We start from the raw sequence: 13739 nt of genomic DNA, 5'->3' as shown, positions 1-13739 counted from the left end.
GTCGCGACCGCCTTCACCGAGATCACACGGCGATACGCTGCCGATCCGGGAGATAGCTGTAATCCTTGGACGGTGCCGAACTCCGCTGATGCGATGCGTGCCCCGGAGTCGGCCGCTGTTGCCGACTTCCTGGATGCGCTGACCCGGCGCCCGACGGCGCTGATGTTCGAGGGTGAGGCGGGCATCGGCAAGACCACCGTGTGGCTCTCGGCCGTCGCGCAGGCACGCCGCCGGGGCCTGCGGGTGCTGACGGCCCGCGCCTCGGCCACCGAATCCGTGCTGGCCTACGCCTCCCTCGCCGACCTGCTGCGCGACGTGGACGTGTCGGTGTATTCGGCGTTGCCCGAACCGCAACGCAAAGGGCTCTACGGCGCGTTGCTGTTGGACGCCCCCGAGATCGCCAGCGACCCCCGCGCCGTCGCCGCGGGCTTCCTGTCGGCGGTCGAGATCGTGGCTGCGGATTCCCCCGTGCTGATCGCCGTAGACGACCTGCAGTGGCTCGACACCTCGAGCGCCGCGGCGCTGTCCTTCGCGTCCCCGCGGCTGTCCGGAGCGGTCGGCCTGCTCTGCACCGTGCGCACCGACCCGCGAAACGACACCACCGAAGCGCTCGTGCGCATGCCGGGACCCGACGACGTCCGGCGGATGCCCCTGCAGCCGTTCAGCGTCGGCGCACTGCACACGATCCTGGCGCAACGCCTCGGCCGGACATATTCGCGGCCGATGATGGTGCGCATCCACAAACTCTCGGACGGCAACCCCTTGTACGCCCTTGAGCTGGCCCGCTCCCTGGGGGATTCCGCGACGTTGTCCGACGTGCCGCTGTCGGGAACGCTCGCGGAAGTGGTCCGCAAGCGGGTCGGCGCGCTGGACCCCGACCTGCAGGAGGTGTTGCTGGCGGCGGCGTGTGTCGCACGCCCGACGGTGGAGCTCGTCGCCCGCGCCTGTGACAGGGCGGTCGACGACGCCGCGAGCATCCTCGAGGTGGCGGAGGGCAAGGGGATAGTCGGGCTGGAAGGCCACCACGTCCGCTTCACCCATCCGATGCTGGGCCGGGCGGTGTACACCGGTGCCGCCTCGGCCAGGCGCAGGGCGACTCACCGGCGCCTCGCGCGCATCGTCGACGAACCCGAACTCAAAGCCCGGCATCTGGCCCTGGGGGCGGTGACGGGTGACCCGTCCACGCTTGGCGCACTCGACGAGGCCGCCGAGAGCGCCCGGATGCGGGGTGCGCCGGCGGCCGCGGCCGAATTGATCGACCTGGCAATCGGTCTCGGCGGCGACTCCCCGCAACGTCGCATCCTGTCGGCACGGCACCACTTCAACGCCGGCGACCCCGCGCGGGCGCAGGCGCTGCTGGAAGAGACGATGGCGCAGCTCGAGCCGGGCGGTCTGCGCGCCGAGGCGGCGACGCTGCTCGGTTACGTCCGGCTGCTCGACGACAGCTTCCCGGAGGCGGCCGACCTGCTCCAGCATGCACTCCCCGAGGCTGCGGGCCATCCCGCGGTGCTGGTGTCGATGCTGGTCACCCTGTCGTTCGCCCTCTTCAACGCCGGCCACGTCGACGCGGCGCGCCAGCGTGCGGACGAGGCGGTGTTGAACGCCGAAACATTCGGTCTCACAACGCTTCTCGGCCAGGCGTTGAGTAATCGCGCCATGGTCGGTTTCCTGCAGGGCGACGGCGTGGACGAAACGGGTCTGCGCCGTGCACTCGAACTGGAAGACCCTGCGGCGAACATCCCGATGGCGCTGCGCCCGAGCGCCCACCATGCCGTGCTCCGGTCGATGCTGGGCGAACTCGACCGCGCCCATCAAGAGCTGACCGCCCTGCGAAAACGCTGCATCGAACACGGTGACGAAGGCGACCTGATGTTCGTCGCCTACCACGCGGCCCTGAACGCGATCTGGCTCGGCAACTTCTCCGAAGCCGCTCTGATCGTCGAGGACACGGTGGAGCTCGCACAGCAGCTGGGCGGCGACGTCCCGCTGTCGGTCGCGCTGACGAACCGGGCGTTGCTCACGGCCTACCTCGGCCGGGCGGAGGAGGCCCGCGCGGCCGTCGCTTCCGCGCAGGCGGCCTCCCTGCGCTGCGGTTCGGACCGGCTGGGCGAGTGGCCGACCAACGCGCTGGGTTTCCTCGAGGTGTCACTGGGAAACTACGACGCCGCGCTCAGCGCGCTCGAACCGATGTTGGTCAGACTGCGGGCGGCGCCGAATACCTGCGAGATCATCGCCGCATGGTGCGTACCCGATGCCGTCGAAGCGATGGTCAACCTCGGCAGGCCCGGTTCCGCGGAACCGCTCGTGGCGGCGCTCGAACACCACGGCCGCCGGCTCGACCGGCCCTGGATGCTGGCGATCGGGGCGCGGTGCCGGGCGATGGTGTCGGCCGCAGGCGGTGACGTCACGGCCGCCGTGGCCGCCGCCGAGCAGGCGATGGTCGAACACGAGCGGCTGCCGATGCCGTTCGAATGTGCACGCACCCAGCTCCTGCTCGGTCAGCTGCAACGCCGCCAACGGCGCAAAGACGCGGCCGCGGCCACGCTGCGCAGCGCACTCGAGACGTTCGAGCGGTTGGGCACACCGCTGTGGGCCGTCCGGGTGCGCGCGGAGCTCGGCCGCGCGAACGTCGGCCCGCACCGAACCGCGGTGCTCACCCCGTCCGAGCAGCGGGTGGCGGAGCTCGCCGCATCCGGGATGACCAACCGCAACATCGCGATGGCGATGTTCATCAGTCCAAAGACCGTGGAGGCCAACCTGTCCCGGGTGTATTCCAAGCTGGGCATCCATTCGCGCGCCGAACTCGGCCGCTACATGGGTCAGGCCGGGAGATAGGGGATCGCCCGATTTCTTCGGTACGCCTACCGCGCTAGCGTCGGGTCGATGAGCGTCGGTGTGCCCTGTTATCTCGTCGAGTGGTACCAGGCTGTCCTCACCGAACAGGCACTCGACGAAACCGCAGCACGGCTCAACGACTGCGCGACGTCGATGTCGACGCGCGGATGCCGCGTTCAGCTGCTGACGATGCTGGCGGTGCCCACCGACGAAGTGGTCTTCGGTGTGTTCACGGCGACCTCGGAGGGTGCGGTCACCCGGACGTGCGACTGTGCCGGGCTTCCGGCGCAACGCGTGACGACCGCGACCGAAGTCGAGTTTCCCCGGGAACCGTGAATCGGGTCTCCCCTGAACTCAGGCGGGCCGGGGCGCCGCCGCCAGCGATCCCTGGCCGACCCAGGTGGGCACCGCCCGGCGGGTCTGCGCCGGACCGGACACCGTCACGCTGCCGTCGAGTAGCGCGCGTTGCCAGCTGACGTCGCCGCGCCAGACCGCGGTCAATGTCCGCAGACTGGTATGGACAGTGGCGGCCACGTCGTAACCGGGGTCGAAGTCGCAGACGTCGGCCCGTCCGTCGGCGACCACCAGCCACCACCGTGCGGCCCGCGCTTCGACACCGTCGAGGCGGAACGCCAGCGTGGTGCGGGCGGCAGGCCACACGGATGTCGGAATGGTTCTGCGCATATCCCACATGAGCAGGTGCGGGTCCAGGTCCTCGTCGCCGAGCTCCCCGATCCAGCGCACCCCCCACGTGCCGAGCGCCTCGACGACCGCGGCGAGATCCTGTCCGCGCGCGGTGAGCGAATAGCTTGTGCGACCGTCGGTTTCACTGCGCTCCACGACCCCCGCGCGAGTCAGCGCTTTGAGCCGCTTCGACAGCAGGGCCGGTGACATCTTCGGCACACCACGCCGCAACTCGTTGAAATGTGTACTACCGAGCAACAATTCGCGCACCACGAGCAGCGTCCACCGTTCGTCCAGTAGCTCCATCGCCTTGGCCACAGGGCAGAACTGGCCGTAACCCGACATCGGCGCACCTCCTCGACGACCGCACCGACATCGTCCCGCAGATCGCGTCGCCAGTACAGATCTGGAACTGGAATCGCCCTGGGCAGCGGGCGACGATGAGGGCACCGAGCAAGGAGGACGCCATCATGAGCAGCGACACCGCAACGGTCGACGACCGGCAACTGGCCGCCAAACACCGGGCCATGTGGGCATCGGGCGACTACCCCAAGCTGGCGGCGGACCTCGTCGCACCGCTGGGACCGGTCCTGGTCGACGCCCTCGGCATCGGCACCGGTGACCGGGTGCTCGATGTCGCCGCAGGAACAGGCAACGCCGCGATCCCGGCGGCCCGCACAGGCGCCGCGGTCACGGCCAGCGACCTCACCCCGGAACTGTTGGAACACGGCCGCGCCGTCGCCGAGAAGGAGGGCGTCGAGCTCGAGTGGCGGGAAGCCGACGCACACTCACTACCATTCGGCGACAACGACTTCGACGCCGTCATGTCGTGCATCGGGGTGATGTTCGCGCCCTACCATCAACGCGCGGCGGACGAGCTGCTGAGGGTGTGCCGGCCTGGCGGGACGATCGGCCTGATCAATTGGACGCCCGAGGGTCACATCGGACGGCTGTTCGCCACGATGAAGCCCTATATGCCACCCCCTCCGCAGGGCGCGTCGCCGCCACCGCTGTGGGGACGCGAGGAACACGTGCGAGACCTCTTCGGAGACCGGGTCACCGACGTCGTCGCCCAGCGCCGCACCCTTCCGGTGACACACTTCGCCGACGGTGCCGAGTTCCGGGACTACTTCAAGGCCGTCTACGGCCCGACCATCGCGGCGTACCGCAATATCGCCGACGACGTGGACCGGGTCTCCCAGCTGGACCGTGACATCGCGCAGCTGGGTGACGATCTGATGGACGAATCGTCGCGGATGGAGTGGGAGTATCTGCTGTTGACGGCGCGCAAGGCCTGACACCATGTGCGCATGCCCGACGCCGCGCAGATTCTCCCCACCCTGACCGACGCCGACGTGACCGCGCTGGCCCGGTGGACGCGGCAGGAGGGTCTCGGGTCGGAGGTCACCGACGTCGCACCGCTGACCGGGGGCACGCAGAACGTCGTCGTCCGCGTACACATCGACGGGCGGCCGATGGTGTTGCGCCGCCCGCCCGTCCATCCGCGCCCGACGAGCGACAAGACGATGCAGCGCGAGATCGCGGTGCTGCGCACGCTGGCGGGGAGCCCGGTGCCGCACCCGGGTTTCATCGCGGGCTGTGAGGATCTCGCTGTTCTCGGCGTGGTGTTCTACCTCATGGAGGAGGTCGACGGATTCAATCCGGGCAACGAGGTCGCCGAGGCGTACCGCCACGACCCCGACATGCGCCACCGGGTGGGGCTGTCGTACGCGGCGAGCCTTGCCGCACTCGGCGACGTGCCGTGGCAGGGCAGCGAGCTGGCCGCCATCAAACGGCCGGGATCCTTTCTGGCGCGCCAGGTTCCGCAGTTCCTGCGGTTGCTCGAGAGCTACCGCCACGAGCGTTACTCGCCGGAGTCGCTGTCCGGGGTGAGTCAGCTGGCCGAGTGGCTGGAGAGCAACCGGCCCGCTGACGGTGAGCCCGGCATCATGCACGGCGACGCCCATCTGAACAACGTCCTGCTGCGCCGCGAGACCCCCGAGCTCGCGGCGTTCATCGACTGGGAGATGTGCACCATCGGTGACCCGCTGCTGGACCTCGGGTGGATGCTGATCTGCTGGCCGCACGACCCGAATCCGATCAACGCGGGGTCCGAACTGGCCGCCCTCGACGGACTGGCCAGCCGGCGCGAACTGCTGGACGCCTACCTGGGCGCCGGGGGACGGCAGACGCCCGCGCTGCCCTGGTATCTGGCGATGGCCTGCTTCAAACTCGCGATCGTGATCGAGGGGACGTGGTCACGGTTCCTGGCGGGCCGGGCGACCCGCGATGCCGGGGAGCGGCTGCACAGTTCTGCCACCAACCTCATCGACCTCGGCATGCGCGTCGCCAAGGGCGACGACCCCTTCATGTGAACCGCTCAGCGGTAGGCGTCGACCCCGAGTTTGACCGCCAGCGCCAGCCCGGCCAGGCCGATGAGGACCCGCATCGGGCCCGCCGGCGCATGGCGGACCACCACGGGCCCGAGGCGGGACCCGACCAGGCAGCCGGCGCCGAGCGGGATGACCGCCACCCAGTGCACCGGAGCGAATACCGCGAAGACCAGCGCGGCCGCCCCGTTGGCGACCCCGAGGACGACGTTCTTGCCCGCATTCGCGTGCGCGAGCGTATCGCTGCCCGTGGTGAGCAGCAGCGCCAGCAGCAGCACACCGGCCGCTGCGCCGAAGTAGCCGCCGTAGACGCAGATGACCAAGATCGCGACAGATTCCCACACCCCCGCGTGCGGGCGGCGGTGCGGGCGGGCCGGGGCGGACCGGCGGGGCAGCAGGATCAACGCCGCCGAACCACCCAGCAGGATCGGCACCACCTTCTCGAATCCCTCGGCCGGCGTCGACAACAGCAGCGCGGCACCCGCCACACCGCCGAGTGCCGCGGCGGGGACGATGCGCAGGAGCCAGCTGCCCTGCCCGCGCAACTCGGGCTGCGAGCCCAGCACCGAACCGATGCCGTTGAACACCAGGGACACGGTGTTCGTGACGTTGGCCGCCACCGGCGGCAGACCGGCGACGAGCAGCGCCGGATAGGTGGCCACCGACGCCAGGCCGGCGATGCTGCCGGTGAGGCCGCCCAGGATGCCGGCGGCGAGCAGCAGACCGAAGTCGGGCCAACCCATTGCGACGACACTAGTGCGGCAACCGTGGCCGCTCGCCGCGAGAACTGGTCAGCGGCGAATCTGTTTGCGCCGCCGCGGCGCAGAGGTCTAGCATCGCCCTCGTGCCAAGGCGACTCGTAGTAGCAACCCGCAGCGGGGTCTGATCCAGACCGACCCCTCGCTGTGGGTCGTTGCTTCGCCCGTCGGTCACCTCCTCAACGAGAAGACCGGCACATGATCACCACATCGCCATCACCTGTCCTGACGCCCACGTTCGCGGCGTCCGTTCACCTGTTGCCACGCGGACTCCGTGCGGAGGCCGACGACATGAGTTGGGATGATTTCGTCGCCGAATTCGCCCCCACGACGGGCCCCGTGCGGCTCGGCCAGTGGACATGCACCGACAACGAGCGCCCAGCGGGCCGATTGGGCCCGCAGGCGCGCAACTACCGGGCCACCCTCGCGTTCGGCGACCGCATCAGCACCGCGACAGCGGCCGCGTGCGGTCCCGTCGCGGCGCTGACCGCGATGCTCTACGACCAGGGCATCGCCGTGGAGACGGTGTCGTTCCACCAGGTCCCCGCCGGCGCGCACACCGCCACCTTCATCCGCGGGTCCGACGGGATGCACACCGAATGGGCGATGGGCGTCTCGGAGGACGCCACTCAGTCGGCGTTGAGGGCCGTCATCGCCTGCGCGAACCGGCTTCTCGCCGCCTGATCGGTCAGCGCAGGGGGCGCAGCACGATCGGCATACCGTCCAGCGGCACCGGCATGCCGCCGTAGTCGAGCTTCGAGACGTAACCCGGGCGCGGCGGCTCCAATCGGTACTTGCGGAGCAGTCGGTGCATGACGGTCTTGATCTCCAGCTGGCCGAACACCATCCCGATGCACTTGTGCGCACCGCCGCCGAACGGCGCGAACGCGTACCGGTGCTGTTTGTGTTCGTTGCGCGGTTCGGCGAAGCGCGCCGGATCGAACTTCTCGGGATCGGTCCACAGCTCCGGAAGGTGGTGGTTCACCGACGGCCAGAGCACCACATCCGTGTTCGCCGGAATGAAATGGCCCAGTAGTTCGGTGTCGCGGACGGCCTGCCGGACGTTGAACGGCAGCGGCGTCACCAGCCGCAGCGCCTCGTTGATCACCAGGTCGAGGGTCTCCAGCTTCTCCAGCGCCTCGATGTCGAGCGGACCGTCGCCCAAGCGGTCGGACTCCTCGCGGCAGCGTTCCTGCCACTCCGGGTTGCGCGACAGATGGTAGGCCATCGTCGTCAGCGTCGACGTCGAGGTGTCGTGCGCCGCCATCATCAAGAAGATCATGTGATTGACGATGTCCTGGTCGGAGAAGGTGTTGCCGTCCTCGTCCGCGGTGTGGCACAACACCGTGAGCATGTCGGTGCCGTCGGACCCGCGCTTTTCCCTGACCCGCTGCTCGAAGTAGTTGTCGAGCACCTTGCGGGCCTGCAGGCCGCGCCACCACTTGAACGGCGGCAGACCGGTGCGGATGATCGCCCCGCCGGCGCGTGTCGTCATGGTGAACGCGTCGTTGACCTTGGTGACCAGTTCGTTGTCGGTGCCGGGCTCGTGGCCCATGAACACCACCGACGCGATGTCGAGGGTGAGTTCCTTGACCGCCGGATAGAACAGGAACCGCGGGTCGTTCTCGACCCAGTCGCTCGCGATCACCTGGGACGCGACCCGGTCGATGTGCTCGACGTAACCGGTCAGCCGGGTGCGGGTGAACGCCTCCTGCATGATGCGGCGGTGGTACATGTGCTCCTCGAAATCGAGCATCATCAACCCGCGGTTGAAGAACGGTCCGATGACCGGATGCCAGCCCCGCTGCGAGAAGTCCTTGTTCTTGTTCGAGAAGACGGCCTGCGTGGCGTCGGGCCCGAGCGCGACGACGGCGGGCAGTGCGGGGGAGAAGGCATAGTGCAGCGGGCCGTAGGTCTTGTAGACCTGCAGCAGGTAGTCGGGACCGCCGCGGAAGGTCTCGATCATGTGGCCGAGCACCGGAAGGCCCGAATCGCCCATCACCGGCTTGAGCCCGCTTCCGGCAGGCGGCTCGGCCAGCACGAACTGCTTCCACTCCTGGTTCTGCAACTTGCCACGCAGGCGCTTCTCGACGATTCCCATGCCGGGGATCGTGTTCAGCGTGGGGGTGAACCGCCGCCTGGCCTGGTCGAGCAGATACTCCGGGGTGCTGATGGTCGCCATCTGAACGCTCCTGCTAGTCACAACGCTGTGGTGGACGTCACCTCTGCTCATCCTGACGGGCCCACTTGACGCATGTCAAGTTTTGTTCTGGCGTGCGGCGGTGCCAAGGTTGAATGTCATGACCGCCGAATCGGCCACCCCCGAGATCCGTCGCAGCCGGGGCGACCGGCAACGCGACGCGATCGTCGCCGCGGTCCGCGCGCTGCTCCAGGAGCAGCCGTTCGCCGAATTGTCCGTGAGCACGATCAGTGAGCGGGCCGGCGTCGCCCGGTCCGGCTTCTACTTCTACTTCGATTCCAAATACGCCGTGCTGGCCGTGATCGTCGCCGACGCGATGGCCGAACTCGACAAGCTCACCCACGACTTCGCTCCGCGCGAGGCAGGGGAGTCACCGTCCGATTTCGCCCAGCGCATGGTGGGGTACGCCGCGGCCGTGTTCGCCAGCAACGACCCGATCATGCGGGCCTGCAAGATGGCGCAGAGCACCGACGCGCAGATCCGCGAGATCATGAACGACTTCGAGGACACCGTCATCGACAAGATCGTCGGACTGGTGCGTCAGGACGATGGCGCGCGCCCCATCTCCGACGATCTGCCCGCACTGGTGCGAATGCTGACCGCGACGACGTCGATGACGCTGACCCAGGACAGTGCGTTCGTCGGCCGGGGCGAGGACCCGGCGCGTGCGGTCGAGGTGGTCGAGCGGCTCTGGCTCTACGCCCTGTGGGGCGGCTCCGACCTGCGAGACCGCTGAGGATTCGGCCCTGCAGGTAGGGTCACCGCCATGATGCAGGGCAACGGATTCACCGGTAAGCGTTGTCTCCTCACCGGCGCCGCCAGCGGTATCGGCCGCGCGACCGCCCTGCGGCTGGCCCGCGAGGGCGCCGAACTGTTCCTCACCGATCGCGACGCCGACGGGCTGGAGACCACCGTGTCCGATGCCCGCGCGCTCGGGGGGAAGGTCGCCGTGCACCGGGCTCTCGACATCTCCGACTACGACGCCGTCGTGCAGTTCGCCGACGACATCCACCGCACCCATCCCGCGATGGACATCGTCATGAACATCGCGGGCGTCTCGGCGTGGGGCACCGTCGACCAGCTGACCCACCAGCACTGGAAGTCGATGATCGACGTCAACCTGATGGGGCCCATCCACGTCATCGAGACCTTCGTACCGCCGATGGTCAAGGCCCGCCGGGGCGGCCACCTGGTCAACGTGTCCTCGGCCGCCGGGCTGGTCGCCCTGCCCTGGCACGCCGCCTACAGCGCCAGTAAGTACGGATTGCGGGGGCTGTCGGAAGTGCTGCGCTTCGACCTCGCCCGCCATCGGATCGGCGTGTCGGTGGTGGTGCCCGGTGCCGTGAAAACCCCACTGGTGGAGACGGTTCAGATCGCCGGCGTCGACCGCGAGGACCCGAACGTGCAGAAGTGGACGAAGCGCTTCGCCGGCCACGCCGTCTCACCCGAACGGGCCGCCGAGAGCATCCTGGACGGTGTCCGCCGCAACCGGTACCTGATCTACACCTCACAGGACATCCGGGCGCTGTACCTGTTCAAGCGCACCATGTGGTGGCCGTACAGCGTCGCGATGCGACGGACCAACGTGCTGTTCTCCCGCGCCCTGCGGCCCTCCCGCCGGTAGCGTTCAGCGCTTGCCCCAGTCCCACGGCGGGGTGCTCAGCAGATTCTGGCCGTCGACGCGAGTTTCGCCGAACTCCTTGTAGAGCTCCAGTCGGAGCACGTCGCCGTCCTCGTCCAGTGGCACGGCGCCCAGCAGGTCGATCATCGCGGGGGAGTGCGTGACGACGACGACCTGTGTCTGTCTGGCGGCCGCGGTGACCAACGCCGCCAATGGCCGGACGAGATCCGGGTGCAGTGAGGTCTCCGGTTCGTTGAGCACCATCAATGACGGCGGTTCGGTGCTGAGCAGCGCCGCTGCCCAGAGCAGAAACCGCAGTGTGCCGTCGGACAATTCGGCACACCGCAATGGCCGCAGCATCCCCGGCTGGCGTAGCTGCAGGTCGAAAAGGCCGTCGTGGACGGCGATCTCGACCGTCGCGCCGTCGAAGGCGTCGGCGACCGCGCGGGCGAGATCGTCGAAACCCGCCTCGACGATCGTCTGCACGGCCGCGCCCAGGTCACTGCCGTCGGCGGAAAGCACCGGCGTCCGCGTCCCCACCTGCGGATGGCGCGCGGGGGCCGCCCCGTCCACCCGGAAGCCGTCGTAGAACCGCCAGTTCTGTAGCCGGTCACGCACCGCGGCGAGTTCCGGCAGCGCGCCGGTGTACTCGGACAGCACGCTGCGGTGCAACGGCAGCGAGCGGGTCAGTTCGTCGAAGCCGCGCCCGGATTCGGCGCCGGTCTCGGCGTACGGACCGCCCCGACGCACCAGGGTGGAGGCTGGGCGCATCATCTTTCCGGCGAACACTGCTTCCCGTTTGATCTGCGGATCGCGGGCGAACAGCGAGCGGGGACCGGCGTACTGCGGCAGGCCGAGGTCGACGAGATAGCCCAGATCGTCTGCGGCGTAGCCCAATTGGAGCGACACGGGCCCGGTGCGGACGCCGCCCTCCGTCATACCGGTGCGGCGGGCGCCGGCAGTGTGCTCGGGGCCCGCCCACAGTACCGACTGCAGCCCGCCCTCGCGGGCCAGCGACCCGATGACCTCACCGCGACCGCAGTCGGCCAGCAGTCCGAGCGCGCGGTACAGCGAGGACTTGCCGCTGCCGTTGGCACCGGTCACCACGGTCAGCCGGCGCAGCGGCAACACCACGTCGCGCAGCGAGCGGTAGCCGCGGACGGCCACGGTCTGGAGCATGCCGTCCACGCTAGGGGTTCGCGGTGACAACCGGTTCCGGCATGGCCAGCTCGAGGCGCACCCCCAGCAGCCGGATCGGCCTGTCGAGGTCGAACAGCGCGAGCACCTCGAGCGCCGTGGCGGTGACGAGGTCGGCGTCGACGCTCGCGGCGGGCAGCTTGCGGATCTTCGTGCGGGTGTAGAAGGTGCTCGTGCGTACCGTCACCGCGACGCGGGTGACCACCCGGCCCGCCTCGACGACCTCGGCCAGTGTCTGTTCGGCCAGGCGCGCCACGGCGGCATCCATGTCGGCGCGGTCGGTGAGGTCCTGCGGAAAGGTGACCACATGGCTGCGCGACCGCGGCACCCACGGATCCGCGCTGACCTGGCTGTCGCCGCCGCCCTTGGCCAGCAACAGGATCCAGAGCCCGGTAGTGGGTCCGAACGCCGTCGTCAGCGCCGTGGCGTCGGTGCCGGCCAGATCGGCCACCGTGGTGACACCAAGCGTGGCGAGCTTCTTGGCGGTCTTGGGTCCCACTCCCCAGAGCGCGTCGACCGGCCTGTCACCCATCACCGCCATCCAGTTGGCGTCGGTGAGCATGAAAACCCCGGCCGGTTTCCCGAAGCCGGTGGCGACCTTGGCGCGCTGCTTGTTGTCGCTGATCCCGACCGAGCACGAAAGGCCGGTACCGGCGACCACCTCGCGGATGCGCTCGGCCAACGCGAACGGATCGTCGACGTCGGCGCCGAGGTACGCCTCGTCCCAGCCCCACACCTCCACGGGGTGGCCCAGGTCCCGAAGCAGCCCCATCACCTGTTCGGACGCCTCGTCGTAGGCGGCGGTATCCGACGGCAGGAACGTCGCGTCCGGACACCGCCGCGCCGCCACGCGCAGCGGCATCCCGGCGTGGACTCCGAACTCCCGCGCCCGATACGACGCGCAGGTGACCACCTTGCGGGGTTCGGTCGGGTCACCGCTGCCGCCGACGATGACGGGCAACCCCAACAGTTCGGGGTGCCGGCGCAGTTCCACCGAGGCGAGGAACTGGTCGAGGTCGACGTGCAGGATCCAGCGCGGCACGCCTCACCGCCCGCCGAGTGCTTCGGTCAGGCAGTCAGGAATCGGTGACCGCATGCCCCTCCTCACGCGTCTGTTCGCGGGACGCCGTTGGACACTTTGCCAGCGCCGACAGGCCGAGGCAACGGCCGTGAGTGCTCAGGCGTTCCTCTGGGTAGCGCGGGTCACGAGCGTGATGTCGGCTTTCGTCGGCCGGCGGAACCGTCCGCCATCGGCGAGGAATGCAGTGCCGTGCTTCTTCAGATGCGTGGCGAACAGTGGGCACAGCGGAACGATGGTGAGGTTGTTGCGGATGCTGTCGGTGAGCGCCTCGCGGAGAAGCAGGCCCGCCAGACCTCGCCCGCTGTACTCCTTGTCGACCTCGGTGTGGAAGAAGATGCGCTCTCCGTTCGAAGGGTCGATGAACTCAGCACGGCCGACACGTGATCCGTCGGCCAGGCTCACGGTGTAGGCGCTGATCGGTTGTGCTTCATCGAGATTCACCGTCACACGTGCACCGGTGTTGTCGTTGAGCTGCTGGGTCATTTGTCTGCCTCGTCGTGAGTAGTCGAAAATCTTCCGGTAACGGTCGGCTGGTAGCCGGACAGTTTGTGCATGAGGCGTTCGAGCTCTTCGAGTTCTTGCCGGGTCAGACGCGCTGACACGATCCGGGCGACGTCGACGGCATGCTGAGCGCCGATCCGCCGCTGCACTGCTGCGCCCTTGGTTGTCAGCGAGAGGAGGACGCCCCGTCCGTCGACGGGGTCGGTGGATCGGGTGATCAGGCGGCGCGCCGCCAGCCGGTCGACCATCCGGGACATGGCAGGTTGGCTGAGCAGGACGTGCTGGTTGAGTTCACCCTGTCGCAGCGGGCCGTCGCATTTGGACAGCGTGTAGAGCACGTCGTACTCGCGGATGGACACCTCATCCCATATGTCGGCCGCGCGCATCTGTCTCAGCAGGACTGCATGCGCAGTCAGGAGGGCTTCCCAGGCGTCGTTGGCCAACCGGCTCTTCGTCCTCGTCATTGGCATCG

14 protein-coding genes are annotated in these 13739 nt (G+C 68.8%); 7 read left to right on the top strand and 7 right to left on the bottom strand.

Annotation, left to right across the window (positions count from 1 at the left end):
- Window positions 1-72: 72 nt before the first annotated feature.
- A complete protein-coding gene (locus I7X18_RS19175; protein WP_319017958.1) occupies window positions 73-2835 on the top strand; it encodes an ATP-binding protein in 2763 nt (920 codons plus the stop codon).
- Between the two features lie 48 nt (window positions 2836-2883).
- Window positions 2884-3171, top strand: a complete 288-nt coding sequence (locus I7X18_RS19170; RefSeq protein WP_193043607.1) for a hypothetical protein — start codon at window positions 2884-2886, stop codon at window positions 3169-3171.
- 18 nt (window positions 3172-3189) lie between these two features.
- Here I7X18_RS19170 and I7X18_RS19165 read toward each other — a convergent pair whose 3' ends face one another.
- Window positions 3190-3864 carry a winged helix-turn-helix transcriptional regulator gene (locus I7X18_RS19165; RefSeq protein WP_193043606.1) on the bottom strand — a complete coding sequence of 225 codons (675 nt, stop codon included), beginning with the start codon at window positions 3862-3864 and terminating at the stop codon, window positions 3190-3192.
- 125 nt (window positions 3865-3989) lie between these two features.
- On the opposite strand from I7X18_RS19165, the gene I7X18_RS19160 reads away from it, so the two are divergent.
- Both I7X18_RS19160 and I7X18_RS19155 read left to right on the top strand, forming a co-directional pair.
- On the top strand, window positions 3990-4817 hold the full coding sequence (locus I7X18_RS19160) for a class I SAM-dependent methyltransferase (protein ID WP_193043605.1): 828 nt from the start codon (window positions 3990-3992) through the stop codon (window positions 4815-4817).
- A gap of 12 nt (window positions 4818-4829) precedes the next feature.
- Complete coding sequence (locus I7X18_RS19155) at window positions 4830-5894, top strand: phosphotransferase family protein (RefSeq protein ID WP_193043604.1); 1065 nt, start codon at window positions 4830-4832, stop codon at window positions 5892-5894.
- A gap of 5 nt (window positions 5895-5899) precedes the next feature.
- Here the strand turns inward: I7X18_RS19155 and I7X18_RS19150 are convergent, their stop codons facing one another.
- Window positions 5900-6652, bottom strand: coding sequence for a sulfite exporter TauE/SafE family protein (locus I7X18_RS19150; RefSeq protein ID WP_193043603.1), 753 nt, complete (start codon window positions 6650-6652; stop codon window positions 5900-5902).
- A gap of 213 nt (window positions 6653-6865) precedes the next feature.
- Here I7X18_RS19150 and I7X18_RS19145 point away from each other — a divergent pair, with 213 nt between their 5' ends.
- Entirely contained in the window at window positions 6866-7351 is a 486-nt protein-coding gene (locus tag I7X18_RS19145) for a 2-isopropylmalate synthase (protein WP_193043602.1), read from the top strand.
- Window positions 7352-7355: 4 nt separating this feature from the next.
- Here the strand turns inward: I7X18_RS19145 and I7X18_RS19140 are convergent, their stop codons facing one another.
- Window positions 7356-8849: a cytochrome P450 gene (locus I7X18_RS19140; protein ID WP_193043601.1), complete on the bottom strand. Its 1494-nt coding sequence runs from the start codon at window positions 8847-8849 to the stop codon at window positions 7356-7358.
- A gap of 118 nt (window positions 8850-8967) precedes the next feature.
- Between I7X18_RS19140 and I7X18_RS19135 the strand changes: the two genes are divergently transcribed.
- Entirely contained in the window at window positions 8968-9603 is a 636-nt protein-coding gene (locus I7X18_RS19135; protein ID WP_193043600.1) for a TetR/AcrR family transcriptional regulator, read from the top strand.
- A 30-nt stretch (window positions 9604-9633) separates the two neighbouring features.
- Window positions 9634-10491 (top strand): SDR family oxidoreductase, encoded by an 858-nt coding sequence (locus tag I7X18_RS19130; protein ID WP_193043599.1) that lies wholly within the window; start codon window positions 9634-9636, stop codon window positions 10489-10491.
- Window positions 10492-10494: 3 nt separating this feature from the next.
- On the opposite strand, the gene I7X18_RS19125 is transcribed toward I7X18_RS19130, so the two are convergent.
- The 4 genes from I7X18_RS19125 to I7X18_RS19110 all read right to left on the bottom strand — a co-directional run bounded on the left by I7X18_RS19125 (window position 10495) and on the right by I7X18_RS19110 (window position 13731).
- Window positions 10495-11667, bottom strand: coding sequence for an AAA family ATPase (locus I7X18_RS19125; RefSeq protein ID WP_193043598.1), 1173 nt, complete (start codon window positions 11665-11667; stop codon window positions 10495-10497).
- A 10-nt stretch (window positions 11668-11677) separates the two neighbouring features.
- Window positions 11678-12727 (bottom strand): DNA polymerase IV, encoded by a 1050-nt coding sequence (locus I7X18_RS19120; RefSeq protein WP_193043597.1) that lies wholly within the window; start codon window positions 12725-12727, stop codon window positions 11678-11680.
- 135 nt (window positions 12728-12862) lie between these two features.
- Complete coding sequence (locus I7X18_RS19115) at window positions 12863-13249, bottom strand: GNAT family N-acetyltransferase (protein WP_193043596.1); 387 nt, start codon at window positions 13247-13249, stop codon at window positions 12863-12865.
- Window positions 13246-13731 (bottom strand): MarR family winged helix-turn-helix transcriptional regulator, encoded by a 486-nt coding sequence (locus I7X18_RS19110; RefSeq protein ID WP_193043595.1) that lies wholly within the window; start codon window positions 13729-13731, stop codon window positions 13246-13248. Before I7X18_RS19110 ends, I7X18_RS19115 begins: the two co-directional genes overlap by 4 nt.
- Window positions 13732-13739 lie beyond the last annotated feature (8 nt).

This window comes from Mycolicibacterium baixiangningiae (assembly GCF_016313185.1).
Taxonomy (GTDB): Bacteria; Actinomycetota; Actinomycetes; order Mycobacteriales; family Mycobacteriaceae; genus Mycobacterium; species Mycobacterium baixiangningiae.
The sequence above is the reverse complement of the archived record's forward strand: the minus strand, read 5'-3'. Positions and strand labels throughout refer to the sequence as shown.

What these genes read in the sequence shown, in the direction of transcription:
- I7X18_RS19170 (WP_193043607.1), top strand. Translation starts at nt 2,884, where the DNA reads ATGAGCGTCGGTGTGCCCTGTTATCTCGTCGAGTGGTACCAGGCTGTC.
- I7X18_RS19165 (WP_193043606.1), bottom strand. Translation starts at nt 3,864, where the DNA reads ATGTCGGGTTACGGCCAGTTCTGCCCTGTGGCCAAGGCGATGGAGCTA.
- I7X18_RS19160 (WP_193043605.1), top strand. Translation starts at nt 3,990, where the DNA reads ATGAGCAGCGACACCGCAACGGTCGACGACCGGCAACTGGCCGCCAAA.
- I7X18_RS19155 (WP_193043604.1), top strand. Translation starts at nt 4,830, where the DNA reads ATGCCCGACGCCGCGCAGATTCTCCCCACCCTGACCGACGCCGACGTG.
- I7X18_RS19150 (WP_193043603.1), bottom strand. Translation starts at nt 6,652, where the DNA reads ATGGGTTGGCCCGACTTCGGTCTGCTGCTCGCCGCCGGCATCCTGGGC.
- I7X18_RS19145 (WP_193043602.1), top strand. Translation starts at nt 6,866, where the DNA reads ATGATCACCACATCGCCATCACCTGTCCTGACGCCCACGTTCGCGGCG.
- I7X18_RS19140 (WP_193043601.1), bottom strand. Translation starts at nt 8,849, where the DNA reads ATGGCGACCATCAGCACCCCGGAGTATCTGCTCGACCAGGCCAGGCGG.
- I7X18_RS19135 (WP_193043600.1), top strand. Translation starts at nt 8,968, where the DNA reads ATGACCGCCGAATCGGCCACCCCCGAGATCCGTCGCAGCCGGGGCGAC.
- I7X18_RS19130 (WP_193043599.1), top strand. Translation starts at nt 9,634, where the DNA reads ATGATGCAGGGCAACGGATTCACCGGTAAGCGTTGTCTCCTCACCGGC.
- I7X18_RS19125 (WP_193043598.1), bottom strand. Translation starts at nt 11,667, where the DNA reads ATGCTCCAGACCGTGGCCGTCCGCGGCTACCGCTCGCTGCGCGACGTG.
- I7X18_RS19115 (WP_193043596.1), bottom strand. Translation starts at nt 13,249, where the DNA reads ATGACCCAGCAGCTCAACGACAACACCGGTGCACGTGTGACGGTGAAT.
- I7X18_RS19110 (WP_193043595.1), bottom strand. Translation starts at nt 13,731, where the DNA reads ATGACGAGGACGAAGAGCCGGTTGGCCAACGACGCCTGGGAAGCCCTC.